Source organism: Neolewinella agarilytica, from assembly GCF_900110645.1.
Lineage (GTDB): Bacteria > Bacteroidota > Bacteroidia > Chitinophagales > Saprospiraceae > Neolewinella > Neolewinella agarilytica.
On sequence record NZ_FOFB01000014.1, the window covers coordinates 23433 to 48153 of the forward strand.

At 54.2% G+C, this 24721-nt stretch carries 24 protein-coding genes; 8 read left to right on the forward strand and 16 right to left on the reverse strand.

Translation table 11 applies throughout. The annotated features are described in order from the left end of the window. Positions 1-85: 85 nt before the first annotated feature. Positions 86-796, forward strand: a complete 711-nt coding sequence (locus BM123_RS13205; RefSeq protein ID WP_090169259.1) for a hypothetical protein — start codon at positions 86-88, stop codon at positions 794-796. On the opposite strand, the gene alaS is transcribed toward BM123_RS13205, so the two are convergent. Then, positions 797-3418 (reverse strand): alanine--tRNA ligase, encoded by a 2622-nt coding sequence (gene alaS, locus BM123_RS13210; protein ID WP_090169261.1) that lies wholly within the window; start codon positions 3416-3418, stop codon positions 797-799. A gap of 460 nt (positions 3419-3878) precedes the next feature. After that, positions 3879-4589, reverse strand: a complete 711-nt coding sequence (locus tag BM123_RS13215) for a flavodoxin family protein (RefSeq protein ID WP_090169263.1) — start codon at positions 4587-4589, stop codon at positions 3879-3881. Between the two features lie 195 nt (positions 4590-4784). Here BM123_RS13215 and BM123_RS13220 point away from each other — a divergent pair, with 195 nt between their 5' ends. After that, a complete protein-coding gene (locus BM123_RS13220) occupies positions 4785-5516 on the forward strand; it encodes a hypothetical protein (protein ID WP_090169265.1) in 732 nt (243 codons plus the stop codon). Positions 5517-5641: 125 nt separating this feature from the next. Here BM123_RS13220 and BM123_RS13225 read toward each other — a convergent pair whose 3' ends face one another. Next, positions 5642-8029 carry an alpha-L-rhamnosidase-related protein gene (locus BM123_RS13225; protein ID WP_090169267.1) on the reverse strand — a complete coding sequence of 796 codons (2388 nt, stop codon included), beginning with the start codon at positions 8027-8029 and terminating at the stop codon, positions 5642-5644. Positions 8030-8272: 243 nt separating this feature from the next. Here BM123_RS13225 and BM123_RS13230 point away from each other — a divergent pair, with 243 nt between their 5' ends. Continuing rightward, entirely contained in the window at positions 8273-8953 is a 681-nt protein-coding gene (locus BM123_RS13230; RefSeq protein ID WP_090169268.1) for a hypothetical protein, read from the forward strand. A 184-nt stretch (positions 8954-9137) separates the two neighbouring features. On the opposite strand, the gene BM123_RS13235 is transcribed toward BM123_RS13230, so the two are convergent. The 7 genes from BM123_RS13235 to BM123_RS13265 form a co-directional block, all read right to left on the reverse strand. Further along, positions 9138-9509: a transmembrane 220 family protein gene (locus BM123_RS13235; RefSeq protein ID WP_090169270.1), complete on the reverse strand. Its 372-nt coding sequence runs from the start codon at positions 9507-9509 to the stop codon at positions 9138-9140. Positions 9510-9614: 105 nt separating this feature from the next. After that, complete coding sequence (locus BM123_RS13240; protein WP_090169272.1) at positions 9615-10298, reverse strand: phosphatase PAP2 family protein; 684 nt, start codon at positions 10296-10298, stop codon at positions 9615-9617. 55 nt (positions 10299-10353) lie between these two features. Further along, positions 10354-11325, reverse strand: coding sequence for a DUF4861 family protein (locus BM123_RS13245; protein ID WP_090169273.1), 972 nt, complete (start codon positions 11323-11325; stop codon positions 10354-10356). Beyond that, positions 11322-12005, reverse strand: coding sequence for an NUDIX hydrolase (locus BM123_RS13250; protein WP_090169275.1), 684 nt, complete (start codon positions 12003-12005; stop codon positions 11322-11324). The genes BM123_RS13245 and BM123_RS13250 overlap by 4 nt, the downstream gene beginning before the upstream one ends. Positions 12006-12025: 20 nt before the next feature. Further along, positions 12026-12790, reverse strand: a complete 765-nt coding sequence (locus BM123_RS13255) for an SDR family oxidoreductase (protein ID WP_175489388.1) — start codon at positions 12788-12790, stop codon at positions 12026-12028. 144 nt (positions 12791-12934) lie between these two features. Beyond that, positions 12935-13765, reverse strand: a complete 831-nt coding sequence (kduI, locus tag BM123_RS13260; protein WP_090169278.1) for a 5-dehydro-4-deoxy-D-glucuronate isomerase — start codon at positions 13763-13765, stop codon at positions 12935-12937. A gap of 177 nt (positions 13766-13942) precedes the next feature. Next, positions 13943-15052, reverse strand: coding sequence for a glycoside hydrolase family 88/105 protein (locus BM123_RS13265; RefSeq protein WP_090169280.1), 1110 nt, complete (start codon positions 15050-15052; stop codon positions 13943-13945). 426 nt (positions 15053-15478) lie between these two features. On the opposite strand from BM123_RS13265, the gene BM123_RS13270 reads away from it, so the two are divergent. After that, positions 15479-16393, forward strand: coding sequence for an aldo/keto reductase (locus BM123_RS13270; RefSeq protein ID WP_090169282.1), 915 nt, complete (start codon positions 15479-15481; stop codon positions 16391-16393). A gap of 24 nt (positions 16394-16417) precedes the next feature. Further along, positions 16418-16933: a gamma carbonic anhydrase family protein gene (locus BM123_RS13275; protein ID WP_090169284.1), complete on the forward strand. Its 516-nt coding sequence runs from the start codon at positions 16418-16420 to the stop codon at positions 16931-16933. 36 nt (positions 16934-16969) lie between these two features. On the opposite strand, the gene BM123_RS13280 is transcribed toward BM123_RS13275, so the two are convergent. Next, the gene (locus BM123_RS13280; protein WP_090169286.1) at positions 16970-17635 is read right to left on the reverse strand and encodes a 4'-phosphopantetheinyl transferase family protein; all 666 of its coding nucleotides are present in this window, start codon (positions 17633-17635) and stop codon (positions 16970-16972) included. 71 nt (positions 17636-17706) lie between these two features. Beyond that, a complete protein-coding gene (locus BM123_RS24245; protein ID WP_175489375.1) occupies positions 17707-17883 on the reverse strand; it encodes a hypothetical protein in 177 nt (58 codons plus the stop codon). 77 nt (positions 17884-17960) lie between these two features. Here BM123_RS24245 and BM123_RS13285 point away from each other — a divergent pair, with 77 nt between their 5' ends. Both BM123_RS13285 and BM123_RS13290 read left to right on the forward strand, forming a co-directional pair. Beyond that, entirely contained in the window at positions 17961-18884 is a 924-nt protein-coding gene (locus BM123_RS13285) for a WD40 repeat domain-containing protein (protein WP_175489376.1), read from the forward strand. 191 nt (positions 18885-19075) lie between these two features. Then, positions 19076-19888, forward strand: coding sequence for an alpha/beta hydrolase (locus BM123_RS13290; RefSeq protein ID WP_090169289.1), 813 nt, complete (start codon positions 19076-19078; stop codon positions 19886-19888). Positions 19889-20039: 151 nt separating this feature from the next. On the opposite strand, the gene BM123_RS13295 is transcribed toward BM123_RS13290, so the two are convergent. Then, positions 20040-21026 carry an acyl transferase gene (locus BM123_RS13295; protein ID WP_090169291.1) on the reverse strand — a complete coding sequence of 329 codons (987 nt, stop codon included), beginning with the start codon at positions 21024-21026 and terminating at the stop codon, positions 20040-20042. A gap of 186 nt (positions 21027-21212) precedes the next feature. Between BM123_RS13295 and BM123_RS13300 the strand changes: the two genes are divergently transcribed. Then, positions 21213-21701 (forward strand): hypothetical protein, encoded by a 489-nt coding sequence (locus tag BM123_RS13300; RefSeq protein ID WP_090169293.1) that lies wholly within the window; start codon positions 21213-21215, stop codon positions 21699-21701. Between the two features lie 62 nt (positions 21702-21763). Here BM123_RS13300 and BM123_RS13305 read toward each other — a convergent pair whose 3' ends face one another. The 3 genes from BM123_RS13305 to BM123_RS13315 all read right to left on the reverse strand — a co-directional run bounded on the left by BM123_RS13305 (position 21764) and on the right by BM123_RS13315 (position 24591). Beyond that, positions 21764-22126: a hypothetical protein gene (locus BM123_RS13305; RefSeq protein ID WP_090169295.1), complete on the reverse strand. Its 363-nt coding sequence runs from the start codon at positions 22124-22126 to the stop codon at positions 21764-21766. A gap of 101 nt (positions 22127-22227) precedes the next feature. Next, entirely contained in the window at positions 22228-23358 is a 1131-nt protein-coding gene (locus BM123_RS13310) for a hypothetical protein (RefSeq protein ID WP_090169296.1), read from the reverse strand. A gap of 66 nt (positions 23359-23424) precedes the next feature. Further along, positions 23425-24591 (reverse strand): hypothetical protein, encoded by a 1167-nt coding sequence (locus BM123_RS13315; RefSeq protein WP_090169299.1) that lies wholly within the window; start codon positions 24589-24591, stop codon positions 23425-23427. Positions 24592-24721: the final 130 nt, after the last annotated feature.

Here is a 24721-nt window from a genome sequence, read left to right on the forward strand (position 1 = left end):
GTTATTAGTCCAGCCTAACTATGGAAAGAGTTACGGTATTCATCAGGAGATAATTCTCCACTATTAGAACGAAAAACCCATACCCATGTCTAAGTCAGTTGTTTCTTTGCTTTTTTTATTGTTGATCAGTGCCTACGTGAGCGGCCAGACGGATAATCGATTATCGGTAGAGGTTCAGGGAAGTATTGGTTCCTATACGACTTTCTCCGATTTTCAAGAGATTGTTTATACGATTGAGGGACAGAATTATAACCGCTCCAATGGAAACGTGACCGAAAGCGACATTGTCCCCTACCTGTCTCTTGGACTGAATTATCAGTTGACGGAACGGCTACAATTGGCGCCCTTTGTCCATTACCTTTTTGGGAAGGGGACGCTCTACGAAAACGACTTTGTAATCTTTGGGGTAAGCGATGTCAATCCCGTGGAGCAAATCTTTGAGGCCCCTGCTGACAATGAAATTGAGGTACTTACGGCCGGGGTTAACGTACGGTATCGGTTAATCAGTCTTGTCGGTAGTCACCTGTATTTCGGCACTGGCCTGGCCTACGCTACCCGCAGCCATTTTTACCGTCATGAAATGGACGTTGACTTTGGTGCGGACCGTATAGCACAAAGCGTGGACGAACGTTTTACGACGGAGAAGAAGTCGGCAGTATTTATTCCGGTCTCCGCCGGTTTGGAGCGGGCGGTGAGTGATCGCTTAACCCTTACACTGAACGTGCAGGGCTTTATCTCTCCAGAAACGGAAGACAGAGCCTGGTCGGCCGGGCTTGGCCTGCGTTACGGATGGTAGTTATCCTGCGACGATAAGCTTTGCCTGGGCCAGGGCAGCTTCCAAACCACCCGGATCTTTGCCGCCTGCGGTAGCAAAGAAGGGTTGGCCACCGCCGCCGCCTTTGATGTTTTTGGCGATTTCACGGATGATGGTGCCAGCATTGAGTTTCTCTCCGGCCATGCCTTTGGAGATGGCCAGTGTGAGCAGTGCCTTACCGTCGTTCTCGCTGCCGAGGAGCACGAAAGCATTTTCGTTCTCGCCCGTAAGCTGGAAGGCAAGGGTTTTGATGGCCGCGGCGTCGCTAAGCGGAACTTTGGCCGCCAGGAAGTTGACGCCGTTGATGTCTTCGAAGGCTTTTTCAAGGTCTCCCTTAACGTTGCCAGCGGCAGCGGCCTGCATTTTCTCGATTTCTTTCTTCAGGGCGCGGTTTTCGTCCTGAAGGTCAGCAACGGATTTTACCGGATTGCTACTACCCTTCACGAGGGTGCGGATTTCCGCCAGGGTTGCCAGGCGTTCATCGACGTAGGCCATAGCGGCCGCGCCAGTGACGGCTTCAATACGGCGAATGCCCGCGGCAACGCCGCCCTCGGCCGTGATTTTGCAGTAGCCCAACTCCCCGGTGTGCTTCACGTGGGTGCCGCCACAGAGTTCTGAGCTGAAGTCGGGGTCGAAGGTAATAATGCGGACCGCATCGCCATACTTCTCGCCGAAGAGCATCATCGCGCCGGAGTTTTTGGCTTCGGCAATGGGGACATCGCGTCGTTCCAGCAACGGAATGTTCTGGCGGATTTTTTCGTTGACCAGCGTTTCCACCTGCTTGATTTGCTCATCCGTCATCGCTTCGTAGTGGCTGAAGTCGAAGCGCATCCGTTTGTCGCGCACGTCTTGTCCTTTCTGGATGGCGTGGTCACCCAGGATTTCGTGCAGGGCCGCATGGATAAGGTGAGCAGCCGTGTGGTTCTGGCTGGTGGCCTGCCGCTTGTCAGCGTTGACGGCGGCGATGATGTCCGCGTCCGGGCTGGCCGGAAGCTTGTTGACGATGTGGACCGTCAGGTCATTCTCCTTGATGGTGTCGGTGACGTAGATCGTCTCTCCGGCAATTTGCAGGGAGCCGGTGTCACCGGCCTGTCCGCCACTTTCGCCATAGAAGGGGGTGCGATCCAGCACGACGTGGTACTGGGGCTTGTCTTTCACCTTGACGGTGCGATACTTCGTGATTTTTGCGCCAGCGTCGGAGAGGTAGTCGTAACCGATGAAGACGCTGTCTTCGTCGGAGAGAACAGTCCAATCACCAACTTCCTTAGCGGCGTCTTTGCGGGAGCGGGCTTTTTGTTCGGCGAGGGCTTTTTCGAAGCCGGCCTCGTCGATGGTCAGGCCCTGCTCGGTGGCGAGCAGGCGGGTAAGGTCGATCGGGAAACCGAAGGTGTCGTAGAGCTCGAAGACATCCGGTCCGCTGATGACACCTCCTTTAGAGTCAAGGTCCGCAAAGCGGGTTAGCCCATTTTCCAATGTGTTCAGGAACGACTTTTCCTCACTTTCGATAATCCGGGTAATCTGCTCTTCCTGCTGCTTCAGCTCGGGGAAGGCGTCGCCCATCTCCTGCACCAGCGTTTTCATCAGTTTATTGATGAAGGGTGCTTTCTGATCGAGGAAGGAATAAGCATAGCGGACGGCGCGACGCAGGATGCGGCGGACGACGTAGCCAGCTCCGCCGGAACCGGGCAGCTGCCCGTCGGCAATGGTAAAGGCCACGGCGCGGAGGTGGTCTACGATAACGCGCATGGCCATGTCGGCTTTGGCGTCATCGGCATAAGAACCGCCGTAAGTCTTGCCCGTGAGGCGTTCGATTTCCCGGAGTAAGGGAGTGAACACATCCGTGTCATAAGTCGCTTCCTTGCCCTGCATGATCATACAGAGGCGCTCGAAACCCATTCCGGTATCGACGTGCTGCTCGGGTAGGTTCTCGAGCTTGCCGTCCGCTTTACGGTTGAACTGGATAAAAACGTTGTTCCAGATTTCTACGACGCCGGAGTCGTCAATGTTCACCAGATCGCGACCATTTACTTTAGCGCGTTCTTCGGGGCTGCGGGTGTCGAAATGAATTTCGGTACAGGGGCCGCAGGGGCCAGTGTCACCCATCTCCCAGAAGTTATCTTTTTTGTTGCCTTCGAGGATGCGCTCGGCGGGCAGGACCTTGAGCCATTCGGCGTAGGCTTCATCGTCACGCGGCACGCCTTCGTCCGGGGCACCTTCAAAGATGGTGGCGTAGAGGCATTCGGGGTCGAGGCCCATGGTTTTAGTGAGGAACTCCCAGCTCCAGGCGATGGCTTCTTCTTTGAAGTAATCGCCAATGGACCAGTTGCCGAGCATCTCGAACATGGTGTGGTGGGTGCCGTCGCGGCCTACGTCTTCGAGGTCGTTGTGCTTACCGCTTACGCGCATACACTTTTGGGTATCGGCGATGCGGCGGCGGTCCGGGGTCTTGTCGCCCAGGAAAAAATCCTTGAACTGGTTCATGCCCGCGTTGGTGAACATCAGGCTCGGGTCGTCCTTATTCACAATTGGTGCGGAGGGCACGATTTTGTGGTCCTTGGAACGGAAAAAGTCGAGGTAAGCTTGGCGGATCTGAGCGGAGGTCATGCTGGAAAAGTCAATGAGTCAAATAGTCAGAGAGTCAAACAGTCTTGCCGACAGTGAGGTGCTTATTGGGAAGCTGCTCTGGGATGATCCCTGAATGAAGGCGCAAAGATAGTGTTTTGGGTACATCTGTACTTGTACCCGAAAGTAGTTCCAGGTAGTTCTACCCCAAAGCCTGATTAAAGCCCATTTGAAAGTCTCTCCTCCATCTCCTCTTCTCCTCCCGCTCCTCCGGAAAAACAGGTTGCTCAGTGGCTGATGGCGAGGTATTAACGTGACCTTTCTCCAAAGGAGCCGGAGGAGTGGAGGAGTTGGAGGAGAGAAGTTCGTAAGAGGCAAAAACCTGCTTTGGACACACAAAGCCGCTGCAAAATCAGTGGTAAAGCCACCTCATTCCCTGCTGCGGACTACCTACCTGTTACCGTTGAAATCCGCAATACTATTGGATGTTAATGATCCTTGATTACCGGTACTCCGGGTTGCTGAAGCCCCAGCGGCTTCCCCCATCCCAGTCTTCCTTAGAGTTGCCGTAAGCAGGGTAGCCTCCTTGCTGCTTCAGCATATTAGCCAGGTGCAGGAGGTTATAGGTCATGAAGGTCGTGTTCCGGTTGGTGAAGTCGTTTTCCTGGGCGTTGGATTCCTCATCCAGGTAGCTGGGGCCGGGGCCTACTTCCCCGATCCAGCCACAATCTGCCTGCGGCGGAATGCTGTAACCAACGTGCTGTAGAGAATACAGCAAGCCCATGGCACAGTGCTTCACACCGTCTTCGTTGCCGGTGATGATGCAGCCTCCAACCTTGCCGTAGAAAAGGTACTGTCCCTTATCATTTCGTTGACCGGATTGCGCATAAATCCGCTCCACCAGCCTGGTGGCAATGGATGACTTTTCGCCCAGCCAGATGGGCGTGCCGATAACCAGTATGTCTGCGGCAAAAATGCGCTCAAACAGCGCTGGCCATTCGTCCTTTTCTGCGCCGTGTTCCGTCATGTCGGGCTGAACGCCGGGGGCTACGTCGTGGTCGACCAGTCGGATGAACTCAACGTCCACACCTTCATTCTTCATGATGTTGCTGGAGACCCGCATCAGGCCCTCCGTATGACTCTTAGTGGGTGAGGGCTTCAGCGTACAGTTTACGTAAATGGCTTTCAGCCGGGAAAAATCTGGTGCAGACATAGTTTGCGGTGTTGGTGCATTTAGTTGTACGGCAGGCCTCCGTAAGATGTTCTTGCCTGGGAAGCAAGAGTTACGCGTTGTCGGCAGGCGACTTTCGTGTTTTGCGGCTGTTGCGCAGCAATCATTTGGCATCCTTGTGCCGAAAGCATTTCTTTGTGTTCATCGTTTTACAACTGCCCTAACCCTTTAACAACTATGCTTCAGCCATTCTTTGCTTCCGCGTTTTTTCTCTGCACCCGCGTCCGCGCCCAACTGATCTGCCTGCTCTTTTTGCTGGTGCCTCCCCTTTTTGGCCAGCCACAAACGGATCCCATCCGTACGGTCGAAAACATCACGCCACAAACCAATGCCTACGCGCAGAAGGCCAGGGAATTGATGCAGGCTGGCGAAAATGCTGCTGCCACCGATTACAACCGGGATTCCCTGCTGCTTGCCCTGCTCGGGCAGGAGGTGACGCCTTCCTATCTGGTAGACCGTAAGGGCGCTGTCTGGAACCTGGGCGTGATGGACCAACCCTTTATTATTCATACATTCTTTCTGAATTGTGGACACTGCGAGCATTACGTCGACGCCATCAATTCCGTCGCTACGGCTTTCGCGGATGAGGTGGTCACCTTTGTCCTGATGCCTACGCCGGAAGCGGATGGTCTGGCAATGATGGAACGGTTTAATGATGATGTTGTCATCCTTTTTGACGATCACTTCCGGGACCCCTATTCCATGCCCGACGATCCCCGCTTACTGGGGCTCATTGGTTACCCCATCACGCATTACATTACGGGCAAGCGACGAATCGTCGGCCTTAACCGAGGAGGAGGACAGGCATATATTCATCCCCGAAAGGGAGCGAAAATAATCCTGAAAAAAAGGGAGCCTGATGTGGAGAAACGGCTTCGGAAAGGGGTGGGGCGATTGTTGGAGTTTTGACTTTTGGCGTACTGTTGAGGACGCGTTCACCGGCTTTTCGGGTACAAGTACAGATGTACCCGTTTTTGGGCGCGGCCGCAGGTGCAATGGAAATTTTGGAGGCAAGGTGTTGTGGAGGAAATGGGTTATTCCCGCCGTTTTAAATCAATCCTTAGCGTCCCTCCCGGCCGCGCCACCAACTCATGCCCGCCCCAACTGAACCTGACCGGAACCCGGTCGGCCCGGATGCTACCCCGCAGCCCCCCATCTTCCAGCCGTAAGTCAAAGCCAACGCCAGCGTCCGGTCCCTGCACCGGGCAATAGCCCTTCATCTGTTTGAGGTGGCCGAAAGCTGGAGACATGTGAATGCCGTCCTGGTGTTTGTCCGGGCTGATACCCGCCAGCAGGCGGTAGGTGAACAGTGCCGGCGACGCCCCCCAGGGGTGCGCCTCGGAACGAGTTGGCTTACGGTCGTCTTCAAACCGTTCTACCAGCGTCGTTGCCCCCTGATCCCGAAGAATAAGCCAGGGCTGCAGCACTTCGCGGAACAGATCGGCGCGATCCAGCTTTTCCAGCGCAGCGAACAGATAGTAGCGATAGTAGTAGGTGGCCTGCCCCAGACCTTCTTCCCGTAGTAATTTTTCGAGGGCCTGCTCCTGGTCTTCCTCCGGAATAACGTCGAGCAGGATGCCGAGTATGCTGCTGTGCTGATCGTAGTAGCTTTGGTCGGGCCGTTCGGCGAGGAGCTTGCGCTCGGGGTTGTAGCAGCGTTCGCGCAGGGTCTTAATCATACGCTCCCGCTGCCCGCGCCAGTAGGCGGCGGAGCTGTTGTCAACGTTTAGCGCGTCAGACAAGGCCGCCGCACTACCCAGTGCCTGGGCGTAGTGCAGGCTGACCGGGGTGGACCGGTCTGCATTGGCCCCGGGAGCCATCCCCATCTGCTCCGCCCCCACGTACCAATCGATGAAGGGCCAGTAGGGTATACCTTCAAGGTAGCCGGTCTCCCGGTTGAAATGGCCATCGAAGTAGCTCAGCGTATGGGCAATGCCCGGCAAAAATTGCCGCACAAAGGTCGTGTCCCCCGAGCGTTGGAAATAGTCGTAAACCATATCCACCCACACCAGCGAATAGGTCGAATGGTAAAATTGGTAGCGGTTGGGGTAGGCGGATTTGAGTACGCCGTTTTCGTTACGGCCGCGATGGAAATCCATCAGAGCATTGCGGGTGTGTCGCTGGTCACCGGTGTATAGTTCCCAGACGGGGGCCTGAATTTTGGTGTCGCCGATGTATTGCATCGTTTCGTAGTAGGCATCACTGAGGTAATAATCCTGAGTGCAGATCTCAACGGTGCGAATGCTCATGTCCACGATTTCGTCCAGGTCCTGATCGTCGCTCTGCCAGCTGGCGGTCAGTGGGATGCTGCTGGTGACACGTTCGAAAGTCGGGGCACGAAGTAGCAACGGTTCGTCTTTTACCTCTACCCGGATTTCGAGGTAACGCAGCGTCCGGTACCAACTGGGGATGTAGCTACGGTTCTGGCCACCGTCGGGCAGGACGGTATCGAAGTAGCCCTTCACGATTTTGCCCTCTACTTCGTCGCGTTGCGGTTTGGTTTTATCGGGGTTAAAGAGATTTTCGGCCCAGGTATAGGTAATGATACTACCCTTTCCACCACTCCAGCGGAGGGTAGGGAAGCCGAGGGTTACTTCTCCCATGTCGAGCAGGAAGCGATAGCTGCCATTAGCGGGCAGCTCCACGCTCTGCCGGCCGAGGAACCAGCCTTTGGGTAAGCCGACTCCGGCGGGAGAATAGCGCAGCGCTTTGAATGCCTGGGGCCTTCGTTGTTGTGCTGGGGTTGTTCGGGGTTCGAGCATCCAGAGGAAGGCTCCGCCGTTTTTCCGCAGGTGGCCCCATTCCACAAATTCGGGGTAATACCAGCTGCCCTCGGGAAAACCGTCTTCGAGCCAGCTCCAGTGATGGCCACTGGCCATCAGGCTGTCGGTTGGGTTGTTGGCGTAGAGCCCGCCGATGATGTCGCGGTCGTCGTATCGCCAGCGAATCTGCTTCCCCCGGATGCCGGTGTCCAGCGTGCACTGGTAGTTTTTTTTGCCCCGCTGGGTGGTGAGGAAAGCCGAAGGACCGTAGCCCTGAACGATGAGCGCCGTCCGCACACTCTCCATGCCAAAAAGGCGGTAATGGCCCCAGTTGAAAACCTCGATGCCGATGGTGTTTTCTCCGGGTTTCAGGTGAGGTAACAAATCATGATGGTCGTATCGCCAGTGCTGGATATCGCCAAGCTGTGGGCCCCAACTTACCCATTCGCCGTTTACGTGGAGGCGGAAGTGCGCGTCGGCTGAAATATCAATCGGGAAGCTATCGGGCATTCCTTCCAGCTCAAAGGTGGTGCGGAAGAGCACTACGGCCTGCTCGCTGCCCTTAAGTTGTGGGTGGGTTACCCAGTTGGCGTTGAACTGGGCGGAGAGGGTGGGGCTTGTAAGAAAGAAAAGGGCAAGGACGAAGTGTTTGAGGAACATAGTTTGGTTACTTCTAGCGGGAGGGGTCTCGGGCAATTGCAATAGCCTATCGCGGACGCTCGAAGGTCCTTTCAGGACGCTTCGAGGACCGCTTAGTTTTGCTCAAGGGACCTCAAGCGTCCCGGCGGAGAGCTTGCAATTGCCCTGGGGAGTGAAATTCCTTAAATTTGTGAAGGCACCCTAATATACCAATGTTTTGCTTCCAGTTGCTCAGGTGCCAAAAATGCCTACCCCAAAATACCTATGAAAACACTAACCCTCCTATTATTTTCATTGTGGCCAATACTAATCCTCAACGCCCAGCCCCAAACCGATCCCATCCGCACGGTTGAAGACATTGGGCCGATCAAAAGTGCCATGCAGAAAAGGTACTTTGATCTGGAGAAAAGCGGAAAAGGATATACAGAGGCTGCGACTCTACTAAGGGACTCTATAACTCTATCCGTTGTTGGCCAAGAGGTAACGGCCTCCTACCTCGTTGATCGTGACGGGAACGTCTGGAATCTGGGCGTAATGGAACTCCCCTTCGTGATTTACACCTTCTCTTATGAGTGCAGGCTCTGTGCCAGGTATATGGACGCCATCAATACCGTTGCGCGTGAATTTGCCGACGAGGTCATCTCCTTCGTTTTACTCCCCACACCGACTAAGCCTCACACTACCGAATTACTGGAAGGCTTTAACGACAATGTCGTTATCCTGTTTGACGACCAACCCCGAAAATCAGCCGACTTCGAAAAAGACAGCCGCCTCCTGGGCCTGCTCGGCAACCCAATGCACTATTTCATTACCGCTAAGCGGCGCATTGTGGGTATGGCGTTCGATGGGTATACTACCATTCATCCTAGAAAGGGGCAGGCTGAGATTAGTCGAAAGATTGAGCGGGAAATTCCAACCACACTAAAAGACTTCGTAAAAGGGTGAAACAGTTGCTTAGGCATGATTGAGAAAGCGTTCAAGCTGTAGGCGGCTAAGAAATAGTTCGCAGAACTTCGTAACACAGCCCTGGGTGCGCTTCGCGTCTGCCTTCGGCGGTCAGCCGGGAAAATCATTGCCCTGCTCTCCATCCTTCCCCCGCACCTGCGGGCCCGCGCCCCCAAAACCTCAATCATTCTGCCAGCCGCTCCTGCCGCCAGCTCCACCAAACATAATACGCCAGTGTTCCCCAGCAGATGAGCAGTCCGAAAAATTCCCGCGTTAGTTCAACGTGGGGAGACTCGGCTTTCATGGAGCCGGTAATGGTGGGCATGCCATCGCTGAGCCACTGCGCAAATTCCGGGATGTAGCTGCACCACCAGGCAAAGAGTGCTATGGCCGGTAGAGCGGCCACAATTGGCCGCAGGCCACCGAAAAAAGCCCGTACGGAGATGAAGGCAACAATGCCATAGGCCGCCACCCATTGGTTCCAGTCCGGGTCATTCAGTTGCCAGTAGGCACAAAGTAGGAAGAGGGCAGTAACGGCGAGGTGGAGGTATTTCATTTTTCTGTTGCTTAAGCAGGTAGCCTGGCGAAAGTAATGAATCCTGGGCCACCCTGCTTTGAAAAAAACAACCAGCAGCTGCGGTCACGCCATCATTGAGCCCTGTCAATACCACGAAATGCCCCTGTTTGCCTTGATCCGGTCGTACCACAGGATCAGGCCAATGAGTAATATGCAGCCCAGAAAGAAGCCGGCCATAACGTCCGTAAACCAATGCGCCCCCAGGTACATCCTGGAAAAAGGAACGCTGAGAATGAGGGTAATACTCAGCAGCGAAACGAGACCTCTGACTACGTTGGGGATGTCTTTGTGGCGATACATCAGGTAAGTGAGGGTGCCGAACAGGACGGTATAAAAAACGACGTGTCCGCTGGGAAAACTCTCATGATTAAAGTCCTGTACGACGCGGACAAGGTCTGCTGTCGGACGAGCCCGGTCGACGATCCGCTTAATCACGGAAACAATGGGGACCACCAGAACCGGCGCAAATATGAATACAGCTTCCGTTTTTTTCTTTAGCCACAGAAAACCCAGTGCTGCCAGGCCCATGGTAAACAGGGCGCCGGGAATACTGGCAAACCAACTGATGATGTTCATCAGGCGATCCAGCCCTGGCGAATGGTCTTCTTGTAGTTCGAGAGTGATGCCGGTATCCAGACTGGTCGTTGACATCATCACGACCAATACGGACAGAACGACGTAGCAAAGGACTAAAAACAGAACCGTATGCAGCAGCCAGCGCTCGTCACGTTTAATAAAATCGATAAAGGAACGGAACAGGAAGGTCATTAAGCAGAATAGTTTACTTTCTGCTCTTACGGAAACAGGGGGGCAGTTGTTTGTTTTACCGGATGACCTGACTAAAAGCCTCCCGGTCTTTAAACGCCGGGTGGCCCGGCGCCCAGCCCGCCGTAAAGCGATAGCTCGTCGTCTTGCCTTCGGCCAGTTTTGCTTCCAGGTAGTAGGTGGAAGATACCGGCTGGGCGTCAGGAGCCAGTTCGCCGGTGTTCAGGTACAGGCTTTTATCCACCGAAGCGGCCATGCCGAGGAAATATTCCCCTTCGGCCTGGGGGCCGTGGGTGTAGGCGATGAAGCGATCCTCTTTTTCCAGGGTGTACAGGGTGTCAGAGTGCAAATTGACGATGCCAATGAGGAGGCTTTCTCCACCGGTCAGGCCACGGAAGGTTACCTCAGATTCATAGTGGTGGGTGCCGGCTTCAATACTGATGGCCCAGTCAAGATCGAGGGTTCGTCCCGCAATCTCCAAGCCGCGGTATTCCAGCAGGAAACCGGATCGCTCAGCAGTCTCCTCGGTAATGCGCACTTTTTCCTCCCGGGCATCACCGATGCGGTGCACCTCCCCGTCAATCATCAGGGCGATGGTGCCCGCACCAAGGGAGTTGCCAGCCTTGAGCACATCCATACCCCAGTCAGACATTTTGTGGTAATTGTTCCGGTCCAGCCCGACGGTGTCCAGCACCATGTCCCGGACTTTTTTGCCGTGGATGTCGATGCCGTTGCGCCGGTCCCAGTACATCCGAAAAGCAATGTTCTCGTTCTCCCAGGCCGGTCCTTCGTTCTGGTAGATGGCGGGCATGATTTGCTCAATATGATCGGGCGCCCGGGTGAAGGAGGTTCCCTCCACGAATTCGTCATTCGCATTGCGTTTAGCCAGGCGAATGTTAGTACGTTGAACGATTGCTTCCGTGTCGGTTTCCGATTCTGTAGCAGAAGCATCGGGGGAGCTTTCGCAGGAGAAGAACAAGAGGGCGAGGCCGCAGGTGCAAAGGAGGGCTAAGGAAGCAAAGCGGTTCATTGCAAATGATTTTCTAGTTTACTGTCATCAATTCGATAAAGCTCCGGACCTCCCTTAATACCAGGTTTTTTCTCCTCCGTATTAATCAGGAAGTCATAAGCAAGAATCTTCCGGCGGAAGTTTCGCCGGTCAAGATCTTCACCCAGAATGGATTCATACACCTCCTGGGCTTCTTTCAGGGTAAAGCTTTCGGGCAACAGATGGAAGGCCAGGGGCTGTTGGCGCAGTTCGTCCTTCAGCTTTTCGTAGGCATCGTCCAGAATTTCCCGGTGGTCGAAGCCAAGCTCCGGGAGTTTGTCCATCGAGCACCACATCACCTGATCCAGGTGTTCACGGGCGATGGGGTCGTGATCGTCCGGGCTCACCAGAGCATAGTAAGAGGTTGTTACTACCCGGCGGATGGGGTGGCGCTTCAAGGCGCTGTAAGTCCCTACCTGACGGATGGGAATATTCTCTACGTTTACGAGGTCCCGCAGCAGTCGGTCGGCCGTTCCTCTAAGCGTTTCGTCTTGTTGCATGGCTCCTCCCGGCAATACCCAGAACCCCTTGAAGGGCTCTACTGCCCGCCTTACGAGCAGCACCCGCAGGGAATCATCAGAATATCCGAAGATGGCACAATCTGCCGTTAGGGCTACGGAATGGCTACGGGTGGTTACCTGAGTAGTGCTGGGAGGATTCATGCGGAAGCGTTTACGGGTTATTATCGACCCATCCAACCGCCATCCACGAGCAGTACGGCGCCACTGACGTAGTCGGCGGCGGAGCTGGCCAGGAAGACAGTTGGCCCCTTGAAATCCTGTGGGTCCCCCCAGCGCCCGGCCGGTATCCGGCCGAGGATGGAGGCACTTCTTTCGGGATTGTCACGGAGTGCCTGGGTATTATCGGTCGCAATATAACCCGGTGCGAGGGCATTTACCTGTACACCCTTTCCGGCCCACTCGTTGGAGAGGGCCATCGTCAGTTGTCCGATAGCTCCTTTGGAGGCAGCATACCCAGGTACGGTGATCCCGCCCTGGAAGGTGAGCAGGGAAGCCGTGAAGATGATCTTCCCGCTGCCACGGGCCACCATGTCGCGGCCAAATTCCCGCGCAAGGATAAACTGGGCAGACTGGTTTACCTCAATCACTTTGTCCCAGTATTCGTCGGAGTGCGTCGCGGCGGGTTCCCGGAGGATGGTGCCGGCGTTGTTGACCAGTATGTCAGGCGTGCCGTCCGCTGATTTAGTCTTTTCGATGAAGGCGTAAAGCGCCTCCCGATCGCTGAAATCACACTGGTAGGCTTTGAAGGTTCTCCCCAAAGCAGTCACTGCTTTTTCAATTTCGGAGCCCGAAGCCTCCAGGCTGGCCGATACACCGATGATGTTCGCACCGGCTTCCGCCAGCCCAACGGCCATGGCAAAACCAATGCCGCGTTTGCAACCCGTAACTATTGCCGTCTTTCCGGCCAGATTAAATTGATCTAAGATCATTCTTTGTACTCTTGTTTTAAAGGAGTATCCACTCCCTGATTTTTAATTGGCAACCCGCAACCTGCAACCCGCAACCCGCAACCTGCAACCCACAACTTGCAACCCACAACCCGCAACCCGCAACCTGCAACTTGGCCCCCCTTACCTCACCGTCCCCAACGGCGCTCCGTCCATATCCGTAAACGATTGGTTCTCACCGGCCATTCCCCACACGAAGCGGTAAGCAGCCGTGCCGGCACCACTGTGGATACTCCAGGGCGGAGAGATGACGGCCTCGAAGTTGCGCACGGCGATGTGGCGGGTTTCATCGGGTTTACCCATGAAGTGCATCACCAGGTTGTCACCGGGGATGTCAAAGTAGAGGTAGACCTCCATTCTCCGCTCGTGGGTGTGTGGTGGGAAGGTATTCCAGATGTTCCCGGGAATCAATTCCGTGAAGCCCATCACCAGCTGACAGCTTTTGATGCCATCTTCGTGGATGTACTGAAAGAGGACCCGTTTGTTGGCGTGTTCCTCATCACCGAGCTCCACCTTGTTGGCCTGGCTTTGGGTGTACTTCGTGGTGGGGTATTCCCGGTGGGCAGGAGCAGAGTTGAGGTAGAATTTCGCCGGCTCACCGGCGGCAACACTGCTGAAGCTGACCGATTGGCTGCCCCGGCTCACGTAGAGGCAGTCAAACCGGCCGAGTTCGTAGGTCGTACCGTCAACGGTCACCGAACCGGCACCACCGAGGTTAAGCACGCCGAGTTCCCGGCGTTCCAGAAAATACGCCGCCCGCAGGTCATCATCATTGGGCAGATCCAGTGACTTGACGGTCGGGACGGCCATCCCGAAAATGAATCGGTCGTAGTGCGAGTAGATCAATTCCACTTTGCCCTCCTGATAAATATCATCCGCGAGAAACTCCTGGCGGGTTTCATCGGTAGTAAAGGTTTTGAAGTGATCAAAGTGGACACCGTAGCGGGTAGTCATAAGTGGTTGTTTTTTTATTGCGTCAAATATACACAGAAAAGCTGAGCATGGTTGGTTTACGGTCAAATTCAACAGTGCTTTCAATCTTCTTTTCGGCCTGATCTCACCGTCGTGGCGAATTCCATGACGGGTCTCTTAGGATGACGGTGATGATTTTTTTCCACCATCTTCCGGGGCTTACTTCATTTTCCGCACCTCGCTTCCCGCCATGAGGAAAGCTCCCGTGCCGAAGTTCTGCCAGCTGTCAGCGGAAGCGGGTTTGGGGTCATAGCCGATGTTCTGTACCCAGGTTACTTTGCCGTCGGCCTGCTGAACCTCGGTCAGGGCCTTCCAGGCTTTCTTGACCGCGCCACCGTATTCTCCCTTGTCAAGGATGCCGTTATTGATTCCCCAGGCCAGGGCAAAGGTGTAGAAGCCAGTGCCACTGGTCTCCCCGTGAGGCCAGGCTTCAGGCTCCAGCAGGCTGACCCGCCACATGCCGTCTTTTGGCTGGATCTCTTTGATCTTTGCCGCCATCTCTTTGTAAAGGTTCAGGTACCAATTGTAGTGCTCATAGTTTTTAGGCATCTCCTCCAGCATCAGCGCCAGTCCGCCAATCACCCAGCCGTTGCCCCGGCTCCAGAAGATTTTTTTGCCGTTATCGCCCTTACGGTCGTCGGGGGAGCCGGTCCATACGAATCGGGTGTCCCGGGCAAATAAATGCTCTTCCTGATCGTAGAGCAGGTCATAGGTTTCCATGTAGTATTTATGCATCTGCTGCAGGTAACGGCGGTCGTTTTTCAGGTTAGACCACTTGACCAGTACTGGAGGAGCCATAAAAAGTGCATCGCACCACCACCAGTTGATGATCTTATCGTCCTTGCGGGTGCCCTGCTTCCATTCGTGGTCTTTGTAGAGGTGATCTTCGATCCATTTGGCGGTCGGGGCTTTATCCACAACCCCCGGCTTATACTCATCCAGCGTCAGGTAGGAGTAAGAGATGGCCACGTCGTCAGCGTGGTAGTAGCGCTCCCAGGTTTTCCATTCCGTGCGCTCGCCCATATCTTCGATGGCCTGCAAAAAGACAGGGTTTTTGGTGGATTCATAAGCTCGGGCCACCCCCGTGTAGTAGGCGCCGTTCGTCCAGTCCGTCGGATCTTTTGCGTAGATCGGGTTGGCTTCCTGCCATTGCAGTGCTTTTACCATAGCGGATTCAATGTCTCCTGAACTACCGGTTTTAGGGGCGCTGCCGCAGGATGCAAGGAGAGCAATAAAGAGCAAGGGAAGAATAAGCTGGTGGATTTTCATGTAGCATGATTTTTTTAGAAAAGAAATATATCCGCAGTTGGCACGGCCGGAAATCAGACTCAGGCCACGACTGAAGCACCAAAAAAGGGGAGCTGTGGCTCAATTCCGTGTCCAATATACACAGATTACGCAATATACAATCATCAGCAACCATTTTTGCCGTGGTTCCTGCTTTTTGCGCTAAGGAATAAGTTCGGAAATTACAGGGTGAGCGTAGGGGCACCGGGCATTCTCGCCGTACGGGCAACAGCTTTTTTTAAGGCGGCTTTTTTTGCCTTTCAAAGACAATTACTGTCAAATTTGTGTGCCACACTGCTCCGGAAATAGATTTGCTACAGCAAAATGTTTAGACATTTACTCGCCGTGCCTGAGGATTACTCTTTAATAACCCTACCGGATTGAGTGGCTCCGATTACCTTTACGGGCATGAGCATCGAACAAGTTAAAATATCTCCTTCCGGTCCTTCATTATCCAGACTGGTGGCCGGGACAATGACCTGGGGAGAATGGGGAGTAGACTATTCCGCCAATAAAATGGCGGACCTTATTCAGCATTGCCTTGGTTTGGGTATAACGACCTTCGACCATGCTGACATCTACGGGCATTACTCAACGGAGGAGACTTTCGGTGAAGCCCTGAACCAACTGGGCACCAGCGTCCGCGCCCAAATGCAGTTAGTAACCAAGTGTGGCATCAACCTGAAGACTCATCGCCGGCCGGACATCCGCGTAAAGAGCTACGACAGTAGCCGTGCGCACATCATTGCGTCTGCCGAACGAAGCCTGAAAAACCTGCAGACGGACTACCTCGACCTGCTGCTTATTCACCGCCCCGATCCACTCATGCACCCGGCTGAAGTTGCTGAAGCCTTCCAGCACCTGAAGGAATCAGGGAAGGTTCGTCACTTTGGGGTTAGCAACTTTACCCCCAGCCAGTTTGAGCTGCTGGCGGATTGTACTTCCCTTGTGACCAATCAGGTAGAGTGTAATGCGCTGCATACTGACTGCCTCTTTGACGGCACTTTTGATCAGTTGCTCACGGCAGATATCCGACCCATGATCTGGAGCCCGATTGGCGGAGCCAAGTACTTTAATGGCGAAGGCACCGCCGTCCTGCGCCTGCGGGATGCCGTTCAAACCCTCTCCGCCAAGTACGATGATGTTGGCGAAGATGTGATTCTTCTCGCCTGGCTACTGCAGCACCCGGTTGGCTGCCATCCCGTTTTGGGAACGACCAAACCCAAACGTTTAGAAAAGGCCAGACTCGCCCTGAATTTACAGTTAGACCGCCAGGATTGGTTCATCATTCTGGAAGCAGGCCGCGGTCATGAAGTAGCCTGACGTATACCATTAACCTTTTTCCTTATGCTCCTTATTCCCGTCCGTGGTCATACCCCAACTTATGGGGAGAACTGTTTTATCGCCGAAAATGCTACCCTCATCGGAGAGCTGACGATGGGCAACGATTGCTCCGTTTGGTTCACCGCCGTCATCCGTGCGGATGTGAACGCCATTACCATCGGTGATCGGGTCAATATTCAGGATGGCGCTTGCATTCACTGCACCTACGAGCGGGCAGCCACCACGATTGGCAATGACGTCAGCATCGGTCACCGTGCGATCGTGCATGGTTGTGTGATCCATGATTCCGTACTGATTGGCATGGGGGCCATCGTGATGGACGATGCGGTGGTAGAGTCCAACGTCATCATTGGCGCGGGCGCGGTTGTTCCCGCCGGAATGCGCTGTGAGGCCAACTCCGTTTATGCTGGTGTACCGGCCAAAAAGATTAAAGACCTGGACCCCGCTCAACGAGCGGATACGATTGAGCGAATTGCGGGTGCTTATCTGAAATATGCCAGTTGGTTCAAGCCGCAATAAAATGCCCGCGGCCAGCCCTGCCGGCAACCGGCAGCATCAGGATAAGGGAGGCACCGGGAAAGTACGCTCCACTGCGCCTACCAACACAAAGTCTTCGTAGACCCGAAAATCAAGGTCGAAGAATATTTCCCAGTCGTCTTTTTTGAGCAGGGCAGAAGCTGTGGTCTTGTTCGGCTTATACCCTTCGAAGTCAATAAATATATGCTCCCGGAAATCCAGTTGCCGTCGGCCGTAGGCTTTATAAACGGCTTCTTTGGCCGCCCAGATAATGTGGTGCTGTATTAGCTCATGATCGGGCAAAAGCTGCTGCTTTTCCTCTGCTCCGATGTACTTATCGGCCAGTCTGCGGATGCGCGGCACAAACCGCTGCACGTCAATGCCACAAAGATTCGGGTGGGCAATAGCCGCTGCGTAGTTGACGGTATGACTGATGGATACGTGGAAGGTTGAGTCCTGCAGATGGGGCTTGCCACATTCATCCTTAAGCAGAGCACCCCGTTCGGCACGGCCGCTCATGAAGTGCAGTAGAATGCGGGCGGCGAGAAACTCCCGCCGACGGCCTTCTCCCTTAATCAGCGCCAGATTTTCCAATTCTGCCGGGTGCAACTCAACGTTCTCCCGAAGCCAAGCTTCGGATTCGGTAATGTGCCAAAGGCCCCATTCACCGGGGAGGCGTAAATTTTCGTGGAGAATAATGGACAAGGACTGAACTTTGGGGGCTAAAGGTAAGTGCTACAAGATTCTAATTTACTGTTGAGCCCTTCTCTTATCTTCTAAAGAAGGCCTGCGTTCAACTCCCAACGGCTTAGATGCCTTTGAAAAAAGTAGGTCATGATGGTCGCGGCAAAAAGGATGGCCAAAAGACCCGTGATGATCTGTAAAACGGGAGAGAAGGTGGGGAGGATGAAGCCGACCGTAAAATATACGGTAGCCAGGAAAATATATTTCATTTGGGGTAAAAGTCTGACGGTGGTTAAAGCAATCTGTATAATTTAGAACCGGAGTTACTAAGACAATGTTCGTAACCATGATGTTAGAAAGAGTTAGCGAACGCAGCGGCCACCGTGCTGCTATTTACGATTTGAAGCCCGCTGAAGACGGATTCTACTCCGCCGCCGCGGATGGCTTCATTGTGCATTGGCACCGGGATGATGTCGACTTCGGGCGCGTGGTTGCCAAGGTAGATGGCGGGAAATTTTTCTGCCTGGAGACGCTGGAAGGCGGCGGGCTGGTAGCTGGTGCCGTAGATGGTGGTGTACACTGGTTATACCCGGAAAACGAGGAGCGAAACAAGCACGTTGCGGCGCATACTAAAGGGGTTTATTCCGTTCTCCGCGTCGGGGAAGAAATTTATACCGCCGGCGGAGACGGCGTGCTCATCCGCTGGAACGCAAAGACGGGGCGAACGATGGAAAGCTTGCCCCTGAGTGGAAACAGTCTGAGAAGCCTGGCCTTACATCCTGATGGCGGAGCCATTGCCGTTGGCGCCAGTGATGGACGGGTGTACCTGGTCAACCGGGAAGAAATGAGCCTGATCGGGAGCCACGCTGCTAACGAGCCTTCGGTCTTTTGCCTTGCCTTTATGCCTGACTTTCCCCGGCTGGTCTCCGGCGGACGGGACGCCCATCTGCGCTTTTTCGACGTCTCTTTTTCGAAGAATGTCCCGGCTCCCATCTCCGCTCACCTGGCTACCATTAATAAGCTGGCGTTCGATCCGTCAGGACGGTTTCTGGCTACCGCCAGCCGCGACAAAACGGTCAAACTATGGGACGCAGAGAGCTGGAAGCTGCTCAAAGTCTGTGAGGTCGTCCGTGATCGTGGCCATGTCAATTCCGTCAATACGCTCTTGTGGCTGGATGAGCATACGCTGCTGACAGCGGGGGATGATCGGCGGGTGTTGGAATGGAGGTTGGGGAGAGAGAGGAAGTCAAGCAGTCAGAGAGTCAAGTAGTCAAGCAGTAGCTGCCGCAAGGGACAGGCTCGCTCCGCGAGTGGATGGGGAAGGGTTCGGGCGACGACGTGCGGGTGCAGGGGGGAGATTCCCAGGAGCAGGCTTTTGGCGAACCACCCGCCGAGTATACTGTTTGACTATTTGACTATTTGACTGCTTGACTACTTGACTGCATTACTGCCTGACTACAAATGAACTACCGTAAAACGCTCCTCTTCAATACCCTCGGATTACCCGCCTACTGGCGTGCCTGTAGGGAGGAGTATGCCCGTATGAACGTCCGGGAGGAGAAGGTCTCCTACGGCTCATCAGACCGGCAGTATGCCCTGGTGGTTACCTCGCGGGACATCCCTCCGGTATCCCCCGCTAAATACGTCGTTTACCTCCACGGCGGAGCGTGGACCTTCGGCAGCCCGGAGAAATTCGTCGCTGCGGCCATTCCCTGGCTTGCCGCCGGCTACCGGGTCATCCTGCCGAGCTACCGCCGGCCACCGGCGGTGGGGCTCAACGAGGTAGTGGCTGACTGCTGGTCAGCGGTGAGGGCCTGCGCGCCGGCGGAGACGGTTGCGGAGTTTCAAATAGCGGGGATCAGCGCCGGCGCTCATCTGGCGGCACTTCTGGCTTTAGACCCTGCCGGCTGGCGCCGGGCCGGATGGCCGGCCGCTCCCACGGCCGCACTCTGCTGTGCCGGGCCGCTAAACTTTGCATTCCTGCGTCCGCGCCGCCTATTTCTGCCCCGTTACACTCTCCTCGATCCCATTCAACGGCTCTCCGAGGTACTCCCTAACCCCGACTGCCGCTGGCAACTCCTCCACGGCACCGCTGACGCAACGGTTGACGTGCGCCACTCCAATACCTTTCACCAGGAACTGCTGAATCGGGGTGCTGCCGCCAATCTCCACCATATCCCGAACGGGACCCACCTCGATAGCGGCCGTTGGATGTTCAGTGGGCACCCGCTTCGCCCACTAATCGATCAATTTATCGCTGGGCCAAAAAGATAAACACAAGCGGAGATTAGAATGGTAGAATGAGAGAATTGTAGAATGAGGCCGGGAGAGTTGGATTTTTAGGATAAACATACGCTCCGTAGGGTAGCCTCTGCGTCCTCCCCATTCTCTGCGTCCATCTGCGTGAAACTAGTCGCGAAGCGACCTACACCACCAACAAATTACACCCTCTCACATCACTCGCATCCATCCGCCCCAGCACCTCAAAGGAGCCATTTGCCTGAACCCGCCCCAGGTCATCCGTAGCGATGAAAGAGATCGTATCCACATTTGCCAGGTCGATTAAATTGAGCGCCCCGTTGCGCCCTACCGGAGTAGGAGAGAGTGGGTCCGTAATCTCTCGTGTACTCGCCCGTAGTGTAGGCGCCGGCAGGAAAACCCCCTCCCGCGGCGCGTAAGCCTGGCTGAGTAATTCCGTCATGCCATACTCCGAGTGGATCTGCTCCAGGCCGAAGGCTGCAGAAAGCGTAGCGTGTAATTCCTGTCGGGTCATTTCTTTCCGTCGCCCCTTCATGCCGCCGGTTTCCATCACGATGGTCTGCCCTAAATCCTGCGAATGTTGTTCGGCCAGATCCAGCAGCGCAAAACTGACGCCGATGAGTAGCGGCGGGGCAGGACCGCCCTTCAGCCGACGGAGTTTCTCCGAAAGCATTGGCAGGTCATCCAGAAAGAAACCCGAGTCGGGGTGGCCGGACCGTTGAATAAAATCTTCTGCCATGAAGACGAGGCTGGAGCCCGTCCGCTCCAGATAGGCGGGAAGGAGCGCCAGCACCGGCCGGCCGGCCAGCGGGCCATACTGCCGCTCAAATGCACGGCGGGCATTCTCCCGGTACCAGTCTTCCTGGCGGAGCGGATGGTGGCTCGTGACAGCGCCGGTAGTGCCGCTGCTGGTGAAGGTTCTCACCTCAGGCCAGTGACCACTTTTTAGCCGATATTGCTTGAACAGAGCAATGGGTAAGTAAGGAATGTCCGTCGTTTGGGTGACCGAGCTTACTTCCACACGCAACAATTCCAGGTATCTGGCGTAAATATTGTTGTGCATTGCCTGATAACGGAAAATGTCCAGCGCCAGATCATCGAATGTTTCTGTCGTTACCGTTCTAATCTGTTCCAGTAGCTGTGCTCTAGTCACCTGAATTGTGTATTTTTAGAGTAGTATAACATCCCATAGGAAGGGATTATCCTTTTGTTTGACTACTATCTTCTCCGATGAACAACTCAAGTGCGAAAATGGATACCCTGCGATGTCTGGTCGCCTCCACCGCCTCCAACATGCAGTAGCCCAAAATACCAAAGAACCAAGAACCAAAATACCAATATGCGTACGCTGCTTTACTTACTGCCTTTGCTCTGCCTGGCCGCTTGCGTCAATCCACCGGATTTTCCGAGTGAACCGGTGATTACCTACGAGGGGATGAATAAAAGCCAGATCTACCAGTTTACGAATGGCCCGCTGGATAGTATTCGGATTCAGTTCTCCTTTACCGACGGCGATGGCGACCTGAGCCAGATCGACAGCGATAGCATCGATATTTTCCTGACGGATAGCCGGCTGGGGATCCAGACGCCCTTCAGCATTCCGCTCATTCCGACGGAAGGAACGGGTAACGGCATCAGCGGAGACATCTTCATCACGGTGGTTAATACCACCGGCATCTGCTGTATCTTCAATAACCGCTTGTGCATTGCGGACGAAAGCTTCCCCGTTGACACTTTCTCCTACGCGATCCAGATTAAAGACCGGGCGGGAAATCTCAGCAATGAGATACGGACGGACCCGATTGAGATTCTTTGCCTGGGACAGTGAATTAGTAATGGCAGTAGGGGGTAGTATGATAGTAGGTAGCTACTGCCATTGATCTGCTACTATCATACTGCAGAAGCCAATCGTTCTACCAATAAATTCGTCATGCGCCGATTGACGCTGCTTTCGTTTTCCACGAAGTAGGTCATCTCTTCATGGGTGAACTGCCCGATGGCGATACCCAGTAGCAGGCCGCGAAGACGATTGTCCCGGGTAATAATTTGCTTGATTTTATCGAAACGCTGTTTGGCGGGCACTTGCTCCAGCCGGACCTTCCGTTTTTGCAGATAGAGCCGGAAGGCGGCCAACAGCAGATCGTGCTGCATTTTCATAATGGGGCGAAGGGTCTCATTCTGAAACGATTCTTCGGGCGCGGACGCAGGGGCAAGGTCAAGTTGAGGGCGCAGGGCGAGTCGGGCTTCGGACATGGTCTTTGGGAGTTTGGTAGACGGTGGAACTGTAGACGGTAGACGGTAGAATTGTAGAGATAGTTTACCCGTTCTGCCTTTACCATCTACAATTCTACCGACTACCGCACTACCTTGTTATCCGCCAGTTCTTTAAGCTCGAGCTTTTCTTCTGCTAACTCCTGGGTGGTGGGTACCGTAAGCCGCATCCGCTCCCAGTCTACCCGGATGGGCCAGCTAATTTCGTTGAGGCCACCAATAACCAGCCCGGAGGCCGCCAGGAAGACCTCCCATTCGTAGCCCTGATCCTGATAACCGTAGCTTGTGGGGAAGGTACCGTTGGGGAGTTCCGGCCAGGGAATGGTTGCTTCATTCAGGTGATCCAGGGGGCGGGCGATCTCGCCGAGTTTGTACCGGTTTTCGTGCAGGACGGAAGACTTACGCGAATAGTTGTTATTGCTATCCTCTACGATGTAATGTTCCTTCAGCCGGATCCCGATGTAGGCCCTGTTTAAGTGGTTTTTGCCCCGGTTCAGGTAGCGGATTCGGATCTTCCCATCCCGCAGGGGCTTAATCTCCATGGGCGTCATCTTGAAATTGCTGAGGTGGAGGAAATGATAGAGGATGATGCCCAGTAAGCCCATCAGGGCCAGGACAAAGAATAGTCCATTACTTACGCCGGGTTCAGGCATTATAAAGCCAAGGGCTACCATTAGACCCAGGGTCAGAAAACTACCGATACCGATAACTTCCCCACTGATAAGTTGAATCGGGAGGGGCTGGGCCTTCACCTTAAAGCTACCCTTGCCGGCAGCAACGGGGATGATGAAGTTAGCCTCCATCATTTTTTTGTCCATACCCGGTATGAGTTGCAGGATAGTGCGCTCATCTTTGGGGATTTCGCGAATGATGAGTACGGTAAAGCTCCAGAAGTTGTCCAACCTTCCCCCCTTAAAGTTCGGCCGGCCAAAGTGGAAGGGGATAAGGAGATCAATTTCGCAGGTTTCTCCCGCTTTCAGTTCCCGGTAAGGAAGTAGCTTTTCCCGGTGCGCGAGTATCTTATCGGTTTGTGCATTTCCCTTCACGACGTAGGATAGCTCGCCCCTCATGCTTAAAATGGTCAGGTTGCGCTTGGGGGTAAAGGTTAGCTTACCCTTTAATCGATCACCAATGACGTAGGTCTTATCCGCTGATAAGCCTTCCAATTCGAGAATGGCGGTGAACGAAGAATGATTCTGGGTGAGCCTGAGCATGGAGGGGGAGGAGTAAGGGGGGAAAGGGATTAAGGGGGGAAAGGGAGTAAAACAGTTGCTGCCAGACTATCGTCTTGTAAGCTGTTTTATCTGCCGGTTCTCCGCCAGCTCCCGGAGTTTCAGTTTTTCTTCTTCGAGTTCTTGGGGGGAGGGTGGGGTGGTGCGGAGAGGCTCCCAGTCGACCTGAATGGGCCAGCGGATTTCTTTGGTGCCACCCAGAATCGGGATGGGGGTCTTTAGGAAAACTTCCCACTCATATCCATGAGGGTGCTTGGGACTGCCAAGAAGGTAGCTGGTAGGGAATTCATCGATCCTGTCCGTAAAAGGGATAATTATCTCATTGAGGTGGCCCAGTGGGCGGGAGGAGCCTTTAAGGGGTGTTTTTTTCTCAAACAGTAAGCCTTCTCCAAGATCAAGTTGACCATTGCCATTCTTTGCCTGCCGTTTTTCTTTGAGACGGAGTCCGATTTCTGCACCCTCAAGATGACCTTCTCCGCGGTTCAGGTATTGAATACGGAGCTTGCCATCCCGCAATGGATTGATCTCCATCGGTGTCATTTTAAAACTGGCCAAACGAATCACGTGGTAGAAAGTAATGACTAGCAGTGCAAGAATGAAAGTGAAAAAGTAAGGCTGAAATGATTGCTCTAAGCCTAGCTGAAGAGACAAGAAGAAAATTAAGCCCGCAGTAACAAAGGTTGTACCGCCGATCATCAGGTTGTTAAAAAAAGGAATAGGTAGTTCCCGAGCCTGGACGCGGTAGTTGCCCTTGCCATAGCGAACGGGGATGAGGAAGGTAGAGGTGATCTTTTGTGTCTCAGAACCAAAGACCTTGTTTAAAAGCGTCCGCTCAGTGGCCGGGACGTCATGGCTTAACCATACTTTGAGCTGCCAGAAAGCGTTTAGCTTTTGTCCAGAAAAATTAGCCCGGCCAAGATGGAACGGGATGGGTACATCGTAGTCGGTCGGAAGGTTTTTTTGTAGTCTTATTCCTTGCGTAAGATAATAGGTGTAAGCTACAGTTTCTTCCTGTTTCAGCTCACTGGCCAGAACGTACGATAAAACAAGGATGATGTTTGTATTGAGCAGTTCACGATTCGCCACAACGTTGAGCTGGCCGGTAAGTTGATCTCCGATTACATAGTGGCTGTCATGTGTCAGCCCCGTTAAGCTAAGCTTGAAGTCAATCCCGGAGAGGATGTTGTTCGTCCTTTTACCTTGCAGGGTAAGCATCGTTGGGTTGGTGTTTGTGCAGTTAATATAAGGCTGTCCCCCGGAAAAAGCTTGTTGGCAAACGACGACGCTGGATGGAAAGTCGACAAAAGTAGCGAAGCCTGTTCCTTGCTCTCACAAGCTTTCTCCT

What these genes read in the sequence shown, in the direction of transcription:
- BM123_RS13270 (WP_090169282.1), top strand. Translation starts at nt 15,479, where the DNA reads ATGAGCATCGAACAAGTTAAAATATCTCCTTCCGGTCCTTCATTATCC.
- BM123_RS13245 (WP_090169273.1), bottom strand. Translation starts at nt 11,325, where the DNA reads ATGAACCGCTTTGCTTCCTTAGCCCTCCTTTGCACCTGCGGCCTCGCC.
- BM123_RS13275 (WP_090169284.1), top strand. Translation starts at nt 16,418, where the DNA reads ATGCTCCTTATTCCCGTCCGTGGTCATACCCCAACTTATGGGGAGAAC.
- BM123_RS13205 (WP_090169259.1), top strand. Translation starts at nt 86, where the DNA reads ATGTCTAAGTCAGTTGTTTCTTTGCTTTTTTTATTGTTGATCAGTGCC.
- BM123_RS13300 (WP_090169293.1), top strand. Translation starts at nt 21,213, where the DNA reads ATGCGTACGCTGCTTTACTTACTGCCTTTGCTCTGCCTGGCCGCTTGC.
- BM123_RS13310 (WP_090169296.1), bottom strand. Translation starts at nt 23,358, where the DNA reads ATGCTCAGGCTCACCCAGAATCATTCTTCGTTCACCGCCATTCTCGAA.
- BM123_RS13315 (WP_090169299.1), bottom strand. Translation starts at nt 24,591, where the DNA reads ATGCTTACCCTGCAAGGTAAAAGGACGAACAACATCCTCTCCGGGATT.
- BM123_RS13240 (WP_090169272.1), bottom strand. Translation starts at nt 10,298, where the DNA reads ATGACCTTCCTGTTCCGTTCCTTTATCGATTTTATTAAACGTGACGAG.
- BM123_RS13305 (WP_090169295.1), bottom strand. Translation starts at nt 22,126, where the DNA reads ATGTCCGAAGCCCGACTCGCCCTGCGCCCTCAACTTGACCTTGCCCCT.
- BM123_RS24245 (WP_175489375.1), bottom strand. Translation starts at nt 17,883, where the DNA reads ATGAAATATATTTTCCTGGCTACCGTATATTTTACGGTCGGCTTCATC.
- BM123_RS13290 (WP_090169289.1), top strand. Translation starts at nt 19,076, where the DNA reads ATGAACTACCGTAAAACGCTCCTCTTCAATACCCTCGGATTACCCGCC.
- BM123_RS13220 (WP_090169265.1), top strand. Translation starts at nt 4,785, where the DNA reads ATGCTTCAGCCATTCTTTGCTTCCGCGTTTTTTCTCTGCACCCGCGTC.
- alaS (WP_090169261.1), bottom strand. Translation starts at nt 3,418, where the DNA reads ATGACCTCCGCTCAGATCCGCCAAGCTTACCTCGACTTTTTCCGTTCC.
- BM123_RS13215 (WP_090169263.1), bottom strand. Translation starts at nt 4,589, where the DNA reads ATGTCTGCACCAGATTTTTCCCGGCTGAAAGCCATTTACGTAAACTGT.
- BM123_RS13250 (WP_090169275.1), bottom strand. Translation starts at nt 12,005, where the DNA reads ATGAATCCTCCCAGCACTACTCAGGTAACCACCCGTAGCCATTCCGTA.
- BM123_RS13285 (WP_175489376.1), top strand. Translation starts at nt 17,961, where the DNA reads ATGATGTTAGAAAGAGTTAGCGAACGCAGCGGCCACCGTGCTGCTATT.
- kduI (WP_090169278.1), bottom strand. Translation starts at nt 13,765, where the DNA reads ATGACTACCCGCTACGGTGTCCACTTTGATCACTTCAAAACCTTTACT.
- BM123_RS13265 (WP_090169280.1), bottom strand. Translation starts at nt 15,052, where the DNA reads ATGAAAATCCACCAGCTTATTCTTCCCTTGCTCTTTATTGCTCTCCTT.
- BM123_RS13225 (WP_090169267.1), bottom strand. Translation starts at nt 8,029, where the DNA reads ATGTTCCTCAAACACTTCGTCCTTGCCCTTTTCTTTCTTACAAGCCCC.
- BM123_RS13235 (WP_090169270.1), bottom strand. Translation starts at nt 9,509, where the DNA reads ATGAAATACCTCCACCTCGCCGTTACTGCCCTCTTCCTACTTTGTGCC.
- BM123_RS13230 (WP_090169268.1), top strand. Translation starts at nt 8,273, where the DNA reads ATGAAAACACTAACCCTCCTATTATTTTCATTGTGGCCAATACTAATC.